Annotated in this window: 17 protein-coding genes; 3 read left to right on the top strand and 14 right to left on the bottom strand. The window is 64.0% G+C overall.

Annotated elements, in window-relative coordinates; genetic code table 11:
* The first annotated feature begins 34 nt into the window (after positions 1–34).
* Positions 35–703, top strand: coding sequence for an OmpA family protein (locus GSH16_RS14530; RefSeq protein ID WP_205524127.1), 669 nt, complete (start codon positions 35–37; stop codon positions 701–703).
* Between the two features lie 70 nt (positions 704–773).
* Here GSH16_RS14530 and GSH16_RS14525 read toward each other — a convergent pair whose 3' ends face one another.
* From GSH16_RS14525 to GSH16_RS14470, 12 genes are all read right to left on the bottom strand, one after another.
* A complete protein-coding gene (locus GSH16_RS14525; RefSeq protein ID WP_160856332.1) occupies positions 774–1,412 on the bottom strand; it encodes a NapC/NirT family cytochrome c in 639 nt (212 codons plus the stop codon).
* Entirely contained in the window at positions 1,412–1,885 is a 474-nt protein-coding gene (locus GSH16_RS14520; RefSeq protein ID WP_160856331.1) for a nitrate reductase cytochrome c-type subunit, read from the bottom strand. Before GSH16_RS14520 ends, GSH16_RS14525 begins: the two co-directional genes overlap by 1 nt.
* Before the next feature lie 8 nt (positions 1,886–1,893).
* Positions 1,894–4,392, bottom strand: coding sequence for a nitrate reductase catalytic subunit NapA (napA, locus tag GSH16_RS14515; protein ID WP_160856330.1), 2,499 nt, complete (start codon positions 4,390–4,392; stop codon positions 1,894–1,896).
* Positions 4,393–4,394: 2 nt separating this feature from the next.
* A complete protein-coding gene (locus GSH16_RS14510; RefSeq protein WP_160856329.1) occupies positions 4,395–4,673 on the bottom strand; it encodes a chaperone NapD in 279 nt (92 codons plus the stop codon).
* On the bottom strand, positions 4,670–5,185 hold the full coding sequence (gene napF / locus GSH16_RS14505) for a ferredoxin-type protein NapF (RefSeq protein ID WP_235913247.1): 516 nt from the start codon (positions 5,183–5,185) through the stop codon (positions 4,670–4,672). The genes GSH16_RS14510 and napF overlap by 4 nt, the downstream gene beginning before the upstream one ends.
* A gap of 8 nt (positions 5,186–5,193) precedes the next feature.
* Positions 5,194–5,364: a periplasmic nitrate reductase, NapE protein gene (gene napE, locus GSH16_RS14500; protein WP_328803247.1), complete on the bottom strand. Its 171-nt coding sequence runs from the start codon at positions 5,362–5,364 to the stop codon at positions 5,194–5,196.
* Between the two features lie 113 nt (positions 5,365–5,477).
* Positions 5,478–6,335 (bottom strand): alpha/beta fold hydrolase, encoded by an 858-nt coding sequence (locus GSH16_RS14495; RefSeq protein ID WP_160856327.1) that lies wholly within the window; start codon positions 6,333–6,335, stop codon positions 5,478–5,480.
* Complete coding sequence (locus tag GSH16_RS14490; RefSeq protein WP_160856413.1) at positions 6,332–7,435, bottom strand: branched-chain amino acid ABC transporter permease; 1,104 nt, start codon at positions 7,433–7,435, stop codon at positions 6,332–6,334. Before GSH16_RS14490 ends, GSH16_RS14495 begins: the two co-directional genes overlap by 4 nt.
* Positions 7,436–7,437: 2 nt before the next feature.
* On the bottom strand, positions 7,438–8,403 hold the full coding sequence (locus GSH16_RS14485) for a branched-chain amino acid ABC transporter permease (protein WP_235913246.1): 966 nt from the start codon (positions 8,401–8,403) through the stop codon (positions 7,438–7,440).
* Positions 8,404–8,461: 58 nt separating this feature from the next.
* Positions 8,462–9,187 (bottom strand): ABC transporter ATP-binding protein, encoded by a 726-nt coding sequence (locus GSH16_RS14480; protein ID WP_160856325.1) that lies wholly within the window; start codon positions 9,185–9,187, stop codon positions 8,462–8,464.
* Complete coding sequence (locus tag GSH16_RS14475) at positions 9,184–9,957, bottom strand: ABC transporter ATP-binding protein (protein ID WP_160856324.1); 774 nt, start codon at positions 9,955–9,957, stop codon at positions 9,184–9,186. Before GSH16_RS14475 ends, GSH16_RS14480 begins: the two co-directional genes overlap by 4 nt.
* Positions 9,958–10,085: 128 nt before the next feature.
* Complete coding sequence (locus GSH16_RS14470) at positions 10,086–11,276, bottom strand: substrate-binding domain-containing protein (RefSeq protein ID WP_160856323.1); 1,191 nt, start codon at positions 11,274–11,276, stop codon at positions 10,086–10,088.
* Positions 11,277–11,405: 129 nt separating this feature from the next.
* Here GSH16_RS14470 and GSH16_RS14465 point away from each other — a divergent pair, with 129 nt between their 5' ends.
* Positions 11,406–11,978, top strand: coding sequence for a PAS and helix-turn-helix domain-containing protein (locus GSH16_RS14465; protein ID WP_160856322.1), 573 nt, complete (start codon positions 11,406–11,408; stop codon positions 11,976–11,978).
* 35 nt (positions 11,979–12,013) lie between these two features.
* Complete coding sequence (locus GSH16_RS14460; protein WP_160856321.1) at positions 12,014–12,490, top strand: VOC family protein; 477 nt, start codon at positions 12,014–12,016, stop codon at positions 12,488–12,490.
* Positions 12,491–12,596: 106 nt separating this feature from the next.
* Here the strand turns inward: GSH16_RS14460 and GSH16_RS14455 are convergent, their stop codons facing one another.
* Both GSH16_RS14455 and GSH16_RS14450 read right to left on the bottom strand, forming a co-directional pair.
* Entirely contained in the window at positions 12,597–13,709 is a 1,113-nt protein-coding gene (locus GSH16_RS14455; protein ID WP_160856320.1) for a ParB/RepB/Spo0J family partition protein, read from the bottom strand.
* Entirely contained in the window at positions 13,706–15,013 is a 1,308-nt protein-coding gene (locus tag GSH16_RS14450; RefSeq protein ID WP_160856319.1) for an AAA family ATPase, read from the bottom strand. The genes GSH16_RS14455 and GSH16_RS14450 overlap by 4 nt, the downstream gene beginning before the upstream one ends.
* Between the last annotated feature and the right edge of the window lie 311 nt (positions 15,014–15,324).

The raw sequence follows: 15,324 nt of genomic DNA, 5'->3' as shown, positions 1-15,324 counted from the left end.
GTTTTCACTTACGCGTCCATGCGGAGGAAGTAGAATGACCGTGATTTTCCGGTTGATGTTGCTTTTCCTGATCAGTGCCGTTCCCGTCCGGGCCGATGATCTGGGCACGATCAACTTCGATTTCGACAGTGACAGGCTCGATGCCGAAGCCCTGGCCGAGGTGGAGCGGATTGCCGCGAAGCTCGGGGAAAACCCGCTCTATGGCACGCTCGTCGTGGGCTATACCGACGCGGTTGGCACCACCGGCTACAATTTCGATCTGGCACGGCGCCGTGCGGAGAATACCGCGCGGGCCCTGACAGCCGCCGGTGTGCCCGTGTCGCGGATCGACGGGATCCAGAGCAAGGGGGAGACCGAATTGCTGGTCGCCGTCACCGGTCCCGAGCGGCTCAACCGCCGTGTGACCGTCACGCTCGACGATATCCTTGCCGCCTGCCGCAATTTCCGGCAGATCAACATCACGCAGGCGAGCCTTGGCGAGGCCCTGCAGGAGGACCTGATCCGCCGCGCGACGACAGCACGCAACACCTATGCGCAACTCGCGGCTTCAGGCGGCAACGGGCCGGCCTTCCAGATGGCCGGCGCGGCACGAGAGGATTGCGGATCGGCGGTCGGCTACGGCATGAACGAGCGCCGGAAGATCGAATATTCCCAGCGCTGCCTGTGCAGTTCGGCGCGGCTCAGCAAGGCGCTCGGCAACTAGCGCCACCGAACCGATCCAATGAAAAAGGGGCCGCGTTCCGGCCCCTTCTTTTTTGCCCTTGCTGCGCGGCTCAGTCGGTGCGCAGGAAGGTTTGCAACTCGGTCACATTCGGGTCGCTGCTCTTGTGGAGCATGGCCTGTCCGATGTCCGGCAGCGTATGCGCGATGCCCTTGTGACAGTCGATGCAGGTATTCTCTCCGGTGAAGAGAAACCGCTCATGCGCCTCTGCGGCGCGCTTGCTCTGCCGGGTGATGTCCATCGAATCCGCCGAATGGCAGTTGCGGCATTCCAGCGAGTCATTGGCCTCGAACCGCGCCCATTCATGCTGTGCCAGTTCGAGGCGTTTTTCCTCGAACTTCTCTCGCGTGTTGATGGTCCCGAAAATCTTGCCCCAGACTTCCTTGGACGCCGCCATCTTGCGGGCGATCTTCGAGGTCCAGTTATGCGGCACATGGCAGTCCGGGCAGGTGGCCCGCACGCCCGAGCGGTTGGTGTAGTGGATCGTCGCTTGCAACTCGACGAACACATTGTCCCGCATCTCGTGGCAGCCGGTGCAGAAGGTTTCCGTGTTGGTCAGTTCCAGCGCCGTGTTGAAGGCCCCCCAGAAGAGCAGCCCCATCACGAAACCGCCGAGCGACAGGAACCCCAGCGACAGATGCACACTGGGCCGCTTGATGATGGCCCAGGTCCGTTTGAGAAACCGGATCATCAATCACTCCCCCCGTGCGAGGTCACGTAATCAAGCACCGTGTCCACATCGACAAACTCGTTTTCCACCAGCGGGCGGGCGTCGGACTGCGGCACATGGCACTGGGTGCAGAAGAACCGCCGCGGCGAGATGGAGGCCAGGAACTGCCCCTCCCGGTCCATGAAATGGGTGATCGAGACCATCGGCGCCTGGCTGACCTCGATCGCCGTGCGGCTGTGGCAAGTCAGGCACTGGTTATAGTCCGACGTGATCTGGTAGCCGTCGATCTTGTGCGGAATGAGCGGCGGCTGTTCGGGATAGTTCCGGACCTGCCTGATATCGGAATTGACCACCGCCGGGATCGGCTGGGCCGGGCCGTTTTCGGCCAGATCCGCCGGGCCGCGCAGGGTGGCGACCGATTGCTGGGCCAGAACCGGCGCCGCAAGCGCCACGATCAGGGCGGCGAGTGTCGGGATGCGTGCTGTCTGTGTCATCGTGAACCTCATACCGCTTCGATCTTGACCGCACATTTCTTGAAGTCGGTCTGTTTGGAGATCGGATCGGTGGCATCCAGCGTCACCTTGTTGATGAGCTGGCTGGCATCGAACCAGGGAACGAAGACGAGCCCGCGCGGCGGCTTGTTGCGGCCGCGTGTCTCGACGCGGGTGATGATCTCTCCGCGCCGCGACTTGACCCGGACCTGGCTTCCGCGCCGCAATCCGGCCTCGCGCGCATCGTCGGGATGCATGTAGCAAAGCGCGTCCGGAACGGCCTTGTAGAGTTCCGGAACTCGCTGGGTCATCGAGCCGGAATGCCAGTGCTCCAGCACCCGCCCGGTCGAGAGCCAGAAAGGATATTCCTCGTCCGGGCTTTCCGCGGGCGGCTCGTAGGGCAGCGCGAAGATCACGGCCTTGCCATCCTTGTGGCCGTAGAACTCATAGTCTGACCCCGGCGTCACATAAGGGTCGGACCCTTCCTTGAACCGCCAGCGGGTTTCCTGCCCGTCCACGACGGGCCAGCGCAATCCGCGCACCTCGTGATAGGTGTCGAACGGAGCCAGATCGTGGCCGTGGCCGCGGCCGAAGCGGGCATATTCCTCGAACAGGCCCTTCTGGATGTAGAAGCCGAACGCGTCGGCCTCGGCATTTGCGTAATCCTCCGCCGTTTCATCAAGCCCGAACTGGTCGACCTCGCCATTGGCGAAAAGGATGTCGTAGAGCGTCTTGCCCGCCATCTCCGGCGCCTTGTCGATCAGCTCCTGCGGCCAGACATCCTCCACCGTGAACCGTTTGGAGAACTCGACAAGCTGCCAGAGGTCCGAGCGGCTCTCGCCCGGCGCGTCCACCATCTGGTGCCAGAACTGCGTGCGCCGCTCGGCATTACCGTAGGCGCCCTCCTTCTCCACCCACATGGCGGTCGGCAGGATCAGGTCGGCCGCTTGCGCGGTCACGGTCGGATAGGCGTCCGAGACCACGATGAAATTGTCGGGGTTGCGGTACCCCGGCAGCCCTTCCTCCATCATGTTGGGCGCGGCCTGCATATTGTTGTTCACCTGCACCCAGTAGCAGTTGATCTTGCCGTCCTTCAGAAGCCGGTTCTGCAGGACCGCATGGGCGCCGACCTTCTCGGGGATCGTGCCCTCTGGCAGCTTCCAGATCTCTTCGGCATGGGCGCGGTGCTCGGGATTGTTGACCACCATGTCGGCCGGCAGCCGGTGCGAGAAGGTCCCCACCTCGCGCGCCGTGCCGCAGGCGGACGGCTGACCGGTGAGCGAGAAGGGCGAGTTGCCCGGCGTCGCGATCTTCCCGGTCAGCAGATGGATGTTGTAGATCATGTTGTTGACCCAGACGCCGCGCGTGTGCTGGTTCACGCCCATGGTCCAGGTCGACATGACCTTGATGTCGGGATCGGCATAGAGCTTGGCCAGTTCCTCCAGCCGGTTGGCCGGCACGCCCGACATCTCGGCCGCTTTTTCCAGCGTGTAGGGTTTCACGAATTCGGCGAATTCCTCGAAGCTCATCGGCTCCGCGCCGCCGGCCTTGTCGGCATTGGCCGCCGCGGCCTCCAGCGGATTTTCGGGCCGCAGCCCGTATCCGATATCGGTGTTGCCGCGTTTGAAATTCACATGTTTCGAGACGAAATCATAGTTCACCGCGTCATTTTCGATCAGGTAGTTGGCGATGTAGTTCAGGATCACCAGATCGGTATGCGGTGTGAAGACCATCGGAATGTCGGCCAGATCGAAGCTGCGATGCTCGAAGGTCGACAGGACCGCCACTTTCACATGCGGATGGCTGAACCGGCGGTCGGCGATGCGGGTCCAGAGGATCGGATGCATCTCCGACATGTTGGACCCCCAGAGCACGAACGCGTCCGCATTTTCGAAATCGTCATAGCAGCCCATCGGCTCGTCGATGCCGAAGGTGCGCATGAACCCCGCCACCGCCGACGCCATGCAGTGGCGCGCGTTCGGGTCGATATTGTTGGACCGGAAGCCCGCCTTCATCAGTTTGGCGGCGGCATAGCCTTCCCAGACCGTCCACTGGCCTGAGCCGAACATGCCGATCGCTTCGGGGCCCTTCTCCTTCAGCGTGGCCTTCCATTTCTCGGCCATGATGTCGAAGGCCTCGTCCCAGCTGACCGGTTCGAAATCGCCTTCCTTGTCGAAGCTGCCGCCGCTCTTGCGCAGAAGCGGTTGGGTCAGGCGGTCCTGCCCGTACATGATCTTCGACAGGAAATAGCCCTTGATGCAATTGAGCCCGCGATTGACCTCGGCCTTGGCGTCGCCGTGGGTAGCCACCACGCGGCCCGCCTTGGTTGCGACCATGATCGAACAGCCTGTGCCGCAGAAACGGCAGGCGGCCTTCGACCATTTCAGGTCGGTCAGGGTCGCGTCGGTCACGAGGTTCTGGGCAGCCGCCGGGGCGGCCAGTCCGGCTGCCGCTGCCGCCGCCGCGACAGCTTGCGCCTTGATTACAGTGCGTCGTGTCACTTTGGTCATGGTCAGGCTCCTGTCATGGACGCGAGTTCGGTATCCGGCGCGTCGTCAATCTGGTGAAACACGAGCGACGCATTCGCGACGCCCGGCAAAACTTGGATGCGGTCGAGCGCATCCATGATCTGTCCTTCGCTGTCCGTCTCCAGCGTCACGACGATCTTGCCCTGCGGGTCCTGCAGGGCAACCTCGGCAATCTCCTCCGCATCGATGGCGGCACAGACATCAGCCAGACGGTCGGGACGGACGGTGATGAGCAGGCTGGATATGTGAACGGGCTTGGTCATGCGGCCTCCTCCAGCCTCGGGTCGGCGAGTGCGATCGCGTCGGCCGGACAGGGCGCCACGCAGGCGCCGCATCCGGTGCAGGCATCCGTGTCGAGCCGGATCGCCCCCATCGGCCGGACCGACAGGTCGAAACGCAGCGCGCGCGGGTCGCACATGTCCGTGCAGATGCGGCACTCGATGCCCGACGCCAGCAGGCAGTCGGCGGACAGGCTGGCCACAACGGGCCAGGGCGGTGTCCGCTCCGGTTCAAAGACGGGTTCCCCGCAGGCCTCCGCGCAGTCACCGCAGAAAGTGCATTCCCCGTCCGCCACATCGACGCGCGGCTTGCCATCCGCATCCGCGACAAGGATCGCCTCGGGACAGGCCGACAGGCAGTCCCCGCATGCCGTGCAAGCCGCCATCGTTGCTGCGTCCGTCCAGGGCGGCCGGATCGCCGGCGGGACAGGCACGGGCCGGCCCCAGCGCAGAAAAGCGCGGCGGTCCATCCGTGGCTGGTCAAGGGGCGCGCTCATCGGCGGGCTCAGTGGCTGGGCGGGCCGAGGAGCAGTTGGGACATCCAGATGATGAACCCGTAACTGCCCACGATCGCCACTGCGAGCGCCGGTGCCAGAAGGACGGCGAGAATGAAGAATGTGCGCCATTCCTCACCCTTGGTCACGGGGGGATCAAGTTCACTCGTCTGGTCAGTCACGTCCATCCTCCGCTGCCAGTCCCGGCGCTGTCAGGAGGATATGAAAGGCCCATCCCCGCGCCATTCACTTTGATCTGAATCAAAGGCTAGCACGAACACAAGAATTGGCCTCATCAAATCTTATGGTGTTGCGTTTCCGTCAGAAATTCCCGCACCAGCCGGTGGTCGGCGCTCCGTGCAAGGGTCGGCGCGTGGCCGAACCCGTCCATCTCGACCCGAGCCATGTCGGGGCGCACGGCTTCCATTCGGTCAGCCATCTCGACGGGCAACAGATCGGACGACACACCGCGCAGGAGCAACATCCGCGCGGTGACCCGTTCGAACTCCGGCCAGAGCCGGTAATCCTGCGGATGCAGGTGCAACTGCCGGACAATGGCCGGATCGTAATGCACCGTCACCTGACCGTTGTCGCAGCGGCGCACGGACGTGTCCGCCATCCGCCGCCAGAAAGCCGCGCTGTTGGTGCCAAAGGGGGCGTAGGACTGGCGCAGCCACGCCTCCAGATCCGACACATGGTCGACGACGGGCGGAGCACCGACATAATCCGCGATCCGCCCGATGGCGTCGGCGGGAAGTTCGGGACCGATATCGTTGATGACGAGCGCCCCGATCCTGTCCGCCAGCGGTCCCGCCGCCAAGCGGATGCCCAAGGCGCCGCCCATCGAGGTCCCGACCCAGTCAAGCCGGTCGATGCCGTAATGATCGAGGATGCCAAGCGCATGGCGTGCATAACAGTCGAACCCGTAGTCGCGGTCCGGGTCGGACGCCCAGCCGGACAGACCGCGCCCGAGCGTGTCGGGGCAGATCACGAAATGGTCCGGTGCGAGCGCGGCGGCCAGTTCATCGAAGTCACGCCCCGTGCGCGCCAGCCCGTGCCAGAGCACAACCGCCGGCGCCTCCGCCCTGCCCCAGAGCGTGACATGCAGCTCCGCGCCATCAATGCGCAGATAGTCCGACCTGCGGTCCGTCATGCGCGGCGTTCCTTGCCCGCCAGCGTGCCTACAAGCCCCTTGGGGAAGAAATAGACGAGCAGGATGAAGAGGATGCCGAGCCAGAGCAGCCAGCGGTCCGGGTCAAGCAGTTCGGGCAGAAGCGGCAAGTCGCCCGTCGCGTGGGCTGCGACCTCCATAAGATCCTTGAGGTAGAATTGCGCGAGGCTCATCAGCGTCACGCCCAGCACTGCCCCCCAGACCGTGCCCATGCCGCCGATCACGACCATCAGCAGAATGTCGATCATGATGGCGAAGGACAGGGCCGTGTCGGGTCCGGTATATTTCAGCCAGACCGCCCAGACCGACCCGGCCAGCGCCGCCAGCACAGCGGCAAGGCAGAAGACGCCGGTGCGATAGGCCACGACGCGATAGCCGATCGCCTCTGCCCGCATCTCGTTTTCGCGGATCGCCTCCAACACCGTGCCAAGCGGCGAGGCCACGACCCGCAGGATCACCGCGAAGAGAAGCGCGCAGCTGAGGACTACGAAATAGTAGGCGGCGAGTTTGCCGTTCAGCTTCACGCCCCACAGCGTCGCCACCTTGCCATCCGCATCGAGCCAGAGCTTGGTCGCAGGCTTGAACAGGTCGGGCGCGCGATAGGTGATCCCGTCCTCGCCGCCGGTCAGGCCGGACAGTTGGCTCGCCAGCACCAGCATGACCGACGCCGCGGCCAGCGTCACCATGGCGAAGAAGATCGCCTTCACGCGCAGGGACAGAAGCCCGATCAGGATCGCCAGAAGGGCCGCCGCGCCAACACCTGCCAGCGTGCCGACGGCCACCGCGTCCCAGCCCGGTCCCATGCCGCGCAAGGCAATGGCCGCGCCGTAGGCGCCAAGACCGAAGAACATCGTGTGGGCGAAGGACACAATGCCGGTATAGCCGATCAGAAGGTCATAGGAGGCCACGAGCACGATGAAAATGCAGATCCGCGCCGCCACCTGCTGGCTGCGCACATTGTCGAACAGGAAGGGTGCGAAGGCGAGCGCGAAGAGGATCCCGCCGATCGCCAGTGCCACGATCCACCAACCCGCGCTGCGGGTGTTTCGGCCCGCCGCCGCGGTGGCTGTTTCACTTACCATGCTCATGTCCGCACCGCCGGACGCAGCCCCTGCGGCCGCCACAGGAGGATGACCATCATCAGGATCATGTTGGACGCCAGCGCCAGTTTCGGCGCAAGAAAGCCGACATAATTGCCCGTCAGCCCGACAAGGAGCGCGCCCAGCAGGCTGCCCTCGATCGAGCCGAGCCCGCCAATGATGACCACGATGAAGACAAGGACCATCATCTCCGCCCCGAGGTCGGGCGTGATGAGCGTCTCATAGCCCGCCCACATGGCCCCGCCGATCGCCGCAAGCGCCGAGCCGACCATGAAGACGCCCGCAAAGAGCCGGTCGATCCGGAAACCGAGGCTTTCCACCATCTCGCGGTTTTCCACGCCCGCCCGGATCAGGAGCCCGATCCGCGTGCTCTTCAGCGTATAGCGCAACCCGAGGAAGGCCACGAAGCCGAGCAGGAAGGCAAAGACGCGGTAAATCTCGATCGTCGTGTCCCCGATGAGCCACGATCCTTGCAGGAAGGCCGGGCGCGGCACCGACAGGGGCGAGCCGCCCCAGATGGCGAGGATCAGCTGCTCGGCCACGATCAGCGCGCCCATCGTGATGAGGATCTGCCGCAAATGGTCCTGATAGACGGGCTTGACGATGACCACTTCGAAGAACCAGCCCGCGACCAGCCCGAAGAGGCCCGCAGCCGAGATCGCGATCCCGAGGGCCAGCAGGTTGTAGAGGAGCGAATCCGCCGCCACCCAGCCCGACAGGAGCGCCAGCGTCGACGCCGCGATGAAGGCACCGAAGGAAATGAAGGCCGAATGGCCGAAATTGAGCACATCCATAAGACCGAAAACGAGCGACAGGCCCGAGGCCATGAGGAAAATCATCATCCCCATCGCGAGCCCCGCCACGGTCAGCGTGACCCAGGTGGCCGGCGCGCCGATCGCGATGAGCGCGGCCAGCGCCACCGCCACGGGCAGCAGATTGACGCCACCCATCCGAGCCACCGTCTGTTGCAACCTCTCCATCCGTTCACATCCCCTTCTGGTGCTGGCCCTACTGGTGCTGGTCGAGCGACAGCGACAGGAGCCGCGTCTGCAAGGCGCTGTCGTCCGCCAGCGCGTCCATCTGCCCGTCATGTGCCACGCGCCCGTCATCGATCACGGTCACTCCGCGACCGAGCGAGCGGGCGAAGTTGAAATTCTGCTCCACGAGCAGGATCGTGGATTCGGTCGCGATCTCTCGGAACGCCTCGATCATTGCGGCGATGATCGCAGGGGCGAGGCCCTTGGTCGGCTCGTCGATCAGGATCAGGTCACGCCGCTCGATGATGGCCCGGGAAATAGCCAGCATTTGTTTCTGCCCGCCCGACAGCGCGCCGGCAGGTTTCGCCCAGAACTGTTTCATGGCGGGAAAGAGCGTGTGGATGCGCGAAAGCCGGTCGGGGTCGAACGTGCCGTCATGGCTCGCGAGCCGCATGTTTTCCTCGACCGTCAGGCCGCCGAAGATGCCCATATTCTCGGGCACATAGGCAATGCCCATGCGGGCGATCTCGGTCGTATGCGCTGCCGTAATCTCCTGCCCGCGAAACCGGATCGTGCCGGCCCGCGCCTGCCAGAGGCCCATGATCGTGCGCAGGGTCGTGGTCTTGCCCGCACCGTTGCGGCCGAGAAGAACGTGCACACCGCCTTCGGGCACGTCGAAACTGACATCATGCAGCACATGATATTGCGCGATGTCGGTCTTCACGCCGGACAGGCTCAGGATCGGTGTCGCGCTCATGCCATTGCCTCCGGCGCAGCAGCATCGGCGCCGAGATAGATCTCGCGCACGACCGGCAGCGCCATCACCTCGTCGGGCGGGCCGTCTGCAACCAGTGCACCATTGTGCAAGACGATGATCCGGTCGGCGAGCGCACGCACCACGTCCATCTTGTGTTCCACCAGCAGCACGATCCGGTCGGGATCGCCCTTGATCCGCGCGATCAGGTCGAGGATCGCGGGCGCTTCATCGACCGACATGCCCGCTGTCGGCTCGTCGAACATGAAGACACGGGGCCGCATCGCGGCCAGCAGCGCCACTTCCAGCTTGCGCTGGTCGCCATGCGGCAGCGCCGAGACCGGCAGCTGCGCCATGTCGGTCAGCCTGACATCGGCCAGATGCTGCAGCGCCTCGTCCCGCAGCGCAGTCAGGGCGCGGGCGCGACGCCAGAGCGACGCCCCCTGCCCTTCGCGGGCCTGCACCGCAAGGCGCACATTTTCCAGAACAGAGAGATCGGGGAAAAGTGACGTGAGCTGGAAGGCGCGCCCGATCCCGGCCCGCGCGCGGGCAGCGGGCGACCAGTTCGAGATGTCGCGCCCGTCGAGCATCACCTGCCCGGAGGTCGGTTTCAGCTGGCCGGAGACAAGGTTGAAACAGGTCGTCTTGCCGGCGCCGTTCGGACCGACGATGACGGTCAACTCTCCGGGCCGGAAAGTGGCGCTGACCGCGTCAACCGCGACATGGCCGCCGAAGCGGATGGTCAGATCGCTGAGGGAAAGGGATACGGTCACGGGGAACCCTGTCTCGCACTGTTCGGATGGTGGGGATCCGGGGCCGCGTGTGCGGGCGCCGGTCTGCGTTCGGGTGCCGGGGCAGCGCGGCCATGCGCCCTGCCCCGGCTTTGGTCAGATCATAGACCTCAGTTCTCGCGGCCGAGCGGAATATCCATCTCACCGGCTTCGATCACACGCACCAGTTCGGGGATCGCCCAGTCGACATTCTCGTCCACCTTGATCTTGAAGTGATACATGTCCTGCAGTGCCTGATGGTCCTCGGGGCGGAAAGTCATCGGCCCTTTCGGCGTGTCCCAGGTCATGCCTTCCATGGCCGCGATCAGCCCTTCCGTGTCGACGGTCTCGGCGGTTTCGATCGCCTTGACGATGGCCAGCGCAGCCGCCATGCCACCGGCGGTGAAGAAATCGGGCGGGCCGTCAAAACGGGCCTGATGCTCGGCCACCAGCCAGTCGTTCACCGGATTCTGCGGGATCTCGTAATAGTAGTAGATCGCGCCTTCCATGCCGGGGACCGCCTTGTAGGTCGGCAGCACAGGCAGGATATGCCCGCCGGTCGAGATCTCGATGCCGAACCGTTCCGGTTGCATGTCCTTGATCTTGCCCATCGGGTTTCCGCCACCAGCAACATAGATCATGATGACCTTGCGGCCCTCCTTGTCCTTCAGCGCGGCAAACATCCGCTCTGCGGCGGCGGTGAAGTCGGTGGTGCCCTGCGGCACATATTCCTCAGCCACGATCGTGGCGCCCGACCCGTCGAGCGCGGATTTGAACGCTTCGATCCCGTCGCGCCCGAACGCATAATCCTCTGCGAGAGTGGCAACGTGGAGGTTCGCGTCAGGCGCGAGCGCCAGTGCCTGGGCCTGCATGTCCATCGAACTGTTGCGGGAGGTCTTGAAGACGTAGCGGTTGCTCTCCGGCCCGGTCAGGCTGTCGGCCACGGCCGGTTCCACCAGCAGGATCTTCTCATATTCCTCGGCAATCGGCAGAAGCCCCTTGGTGACACCGGAAGAGGTGCCGCCAACGGCAATGAGCACATCGTCATCGCCAAAGGCTTCCTCAAGCGCCGCGCGCGCAATGTCGGGCTTGAACTGGGTGTCCTTCTTGATGATCTCGATCGGCCGGCCGTCGATCTCCATCGTGCCGCCGGTGGCATATTCGAGCCCCATCTCGAACCCGGTATGGGTCTGTTTGGAAAATACCTCGAAGGTCGAGCCGGACGTCCCGTGGACGAGCGCGATCTTGATCGGATCGGCCGCTTGGGCCGGCAATGCGGCCAGCGCGACGACGCCCGCTAGGGCGATCAGGGAAAGTTTCATAAGTCCTCCGCTATGGCGGCGCGCCTTCGCCTCGATGCCACGGACGGTGACATTGCAGGTGGTGCGCCCGTTTTTCTGCCCCTACTATCCGTTCCGCCCGCCAAGAGACGCAATATCGTAGAAATACGCATGACCCATCCGACCGAGGCCAGCCAAAGGCTCGCCACCGCATTTCTGGAAGCGCCGATCGGCATCGTGATGACCGAGAACCGGGTCATTCGCGAATGCAACCATGCGTTCGCGCGCATGTTCGGGCGGCGGCGGGAGGAGCTGATCGACCAGAGTTTCGCGCCGCTCTACCCCTCGCGGGAGGAGTTTGTGGCGATCCGAGATGTGGGCGTGCCGCGCCTGCGCGAGATGGGCAACTATTCCGACGAGCGGATCATGATGCGCAAGGACGGGACGCTTTTCTGGTGCCGGGTGCGCGGCACCTCGCTGACCCCGCAGGATCCGCTGGCCCACGCGGTCTGGAGTTTCGCCGACCTGTCGGAGAGCCGTCCAGTGACGCCGTTGACCCGCCGCGAGCGCCAGATCGTCATGCATCTGGGCGAAGGCCGGACGAGCAAGGAAATCGCGCGGCTGCTCGACATCTCGCCCCGCACGGTGGAGACCTATCGCGCCAAGCTGTTGCGCAAGATGAATGCCCAGAATGTGGCGGAACTTCTCGCTTCGCTGACCGGCATGCCGGCCGCCAGCGGCTAGACCCCTGCCCTATCATCACCGAGGAGCACTTGCCCATGACGCAGACCCCAATCACCGGCATTGGCCATGTCGCACTGAAGGTGGCCGACCTCGACCGGACGCTGGCCTTCTACCGTGACCGGCTCGGCTTTCCCGAAATGCTTCGGCTCCACAAGGATGACGGGTCGGTCTGGCTCGTCTACCTGCGGATCACCGACACGCAATATCTGGAGATCTTCCCCGGCGCCGAGGGCGACACCGGGCCGGGTCCTGATGCCAATGCCGTGCACCACATTTGCTGGACGGTGGAGGATCTCGACGCGACGTGCCGGTGGCTCGAAGAACAGGGTGTTGTCCTGACCATTCCGCCGCAGTTGGGGCTGGACGGCAACCGGCAGGCCTGGCTGGCCGATCCGGACGGGCACCGGATCGAATTGATGGAGATGGCGGCGGACAGCTTGCAGGCCCGGGCGATCGCGCGACTGGCCGGATCGGGCCCGGAGGGCGCCCAAAGCAGCTCCAACGACCGATAATACCCCACCAGTTCAACGAACTTATTCATCAATAAAAGTTCGCTTGTCCGGAGCCGCCGAATTTGGCCGTTCCCCCGCGCGGCCCCTTCCCCGCGGGGAAGATTGGTCATTCGTCCAAGTCGGACAGCAGATTGCGGATCGCGGCTTCCAGCTTCCGGCGGTCCATGGCCGAAAAATCCCGCCCGAGCCGCAGTTCCAGCCGCCCCGCAGAGGCCGTGCATTTTGCCGCCTGCCCGCCATGCAGGACCTGAAACGTGGTCTTGGCCTGCCGCGGCGCCTGCGTCTTGGCTGGACCGGTCTTCGCCTCCCGGCTGGCAGCACCCTGCCCCGCCGCATTCCGCAATATGGCAAGTTCGGCCGGCGCATCACGATCCGGCAGCGCGGCAAGGTCGGCCTCGATCCGGGCGGCCAAGCCGCTGTCTGCGTCCATCGCCTTGCGCAGATCCAGACCGAGCGCCCGCGGGATCTCCCGCGCATGGCGCAGGTGCGGACCGAGCAATTCCATCAACGGCACGAACGCGCGGATATAGCTGCGCTTCTGATAGCCCGCCGACTTGAACAACAACGCCACGGCCTTGTCCGGATCGTCGCACTCGGTGCCCGGGTCGAGCGCGTAGCGCCGCGCCAGATCGGCCATTTCGGCAAAGGAGATATCCTTGCGCACAAGGTTCTCGTCGACCATCCGCCGGTAGAGCCCCTCCAGCGCCTCGCCCTGTGCGACGATCCCCGCCGGGATCGATCCGTAGGCATCGCTGTCACCCGTTTCCTCCAGAAGCATCCGATAGGCCGACAGGCGCCGGTAGCCCTGGATCAACTCAAAACGTCCGCCCTCGGACGGCTCGACACGGATGGGGTTCGACAGGCCGATATCGGCAATCGAACGCTTCAACTCATCAAGCTCGGGATCGGCAGACGGATCACGGTCACGGCTCAGTTTCTCCGCATCGATCAGATCGAGCGGCACCATATCGGTGATGAGGCCCAGTTTTTTCAACCGCACATGTTCATGCGCGAGCGCGTCATTCTCCGCACGGATCCGGTTTTCCGCAGCCCGGCGCTCCCGCAACGAATCCGCATTCTCGGCAATCGCGGTCGCCATCGGCCCACGCCGCGCAGAGCTGCCGGCCGGCGCATCCGCCACCGGCGTGGCTTGCGCCTCATCCTCGACCGGCAGGTCGATGTCGAAGATACGCCGTTTCTTTCCCGGTTTCCGGCTCATGCCTCATCCTCCAGCTTGTCCCACGAGGCGAGAATCGTGTCTCGAAATTCCTGATAAGCCCGGTCGAACGTGTCCCGCGCGCGCCGCCATGTTTCCCGCGTCATGTCGCGATAATCGATCTCGTAGACGGAACTGAGGAAGCGACCGGACTGCTCGACCGCCCGCGTCATCTCGACCGGATGTTCCGCCACATGGCCATCGAACACTTTGGAGAACGCGTCATACATGGCCTTGTGCAGGTCATTGCCGGGCTCGTAGCGCGTCATCAGGAAACGGATGTCGCAAAAGGCTTTCGGCAGGGAAATCTTCCCCGCGGGGAAGGTGCCGTCAAACCCGTCGCTCAGATCCTCCAGCGCCTCGGCCAACTGCCCGATGAAACTGGTGGTGCTGTCATATTCCCAGTAGCCCGGACCGGACGGGATATAGAGCAGGTCCGCCGCGAAGACCGCGTTCATTGACTGGTAACCGATGGCCGGCGGGCAATCAAAAATGATCAGGTCGTAGGCATCGTCGGGCAGGGCATCGAGATACCGGCTGACCGCCGCGAAGAAAGACCATTCGGGATTCAGATGCCGATACTGGGCCGAGGCAAACTCGACAAAGGCCGCATTGGCGCAGGAAGGCACGATGTCGATCGTCGGCCAGGCGGTCGGCTTGATAAAATCCGCCACACGCAACTCGCCAAGACCCAAGTCGGTGATCGAGGCCGGAAGCTTGCGCTGGGGCAGGGCAGTCCCGCTTTCAGCCCCTTGCGGCGCGTCATTCATGCGCGCGGTTTCCCGCACAAGATCGCGCGCCATGATCCCCCAGACCGTATGGTCCTCCGCCACGTCCGTCAGGCCCATCGAATGGCTGAGCGTCGCCTGCGGGTCGAAGTCAACGACCAGAACACGATACCCGTCGAGCGCCGCAGCATGGGCAAAATGCAGCGCCACAGTCGATTTGCCAGCGCCGCCCTTGAAGTTGGCAATCGCGGCCCGGAAGGCCCGCTTGCCGGCTGGCCGCTTCGGCATCAGCGTACGGCGGTTGACCTTCATCCGGCGGCGCAGTTCGTTGATCTCCTCCAGGCTGAACCAGCGCTGGCGCCCGTCGGGTTCGACCTCTCCCGACGGCAGGGACGGGTCCGCCGCCAACCGGCCGCGGAAGGTCGACTGGTTGACGCCGAAGATCAGTTCGGACACTTCCCAGCTCGAGAATCGCCGCAGCGTCTTCTCCATCTCCGGACTGAATGTCTGCCGTCTGATCCAGCTCTGCATCCTGAGGGACTGGGCCTGCAAGGCGCTGAGGTCTTCATGGGTGTACATCGTCTCTCCTGCTCTCAAGGACGCTTTTCGTTATGGATTTACGTTTTACGTCTATTTGCAGAAAAAATCAAAAGGGTTTATCGTGTGACTATGACCTTCCCCGCGGGGAAGATCCTGTAGGAAAAGAAGGGCCCCAAAGGGTCCCGACCGATTCGGCTCTAACCAGACGCTTGGACACATACTGACGGCCTCGCGCCACCATATATAGGGTGACAGTTTGATCCGGACTACAGCCGATTGGGGGACATTCCCGCTAAATAGGGTGACATTCAACATGTCCCCCTACACCAGAGTCACCTATCTTTTAGATT

This window comes from Oceanomicrobium pacificus, assembly GCF_009833495.1.
Taxonomy (GTDB): Bacteria; Pseudomonadota; Alphaproteobacteria; order Rhodobacterales; family Rhodobacteraceae; genus Oceanomicrobium; species Oceanomicrobium pacificus.
The sequence above is the reverse complement of the archived record's forward strand: the minus strand, read 5'-3'. Positions and strand labels throughout refer to the sequence as shown.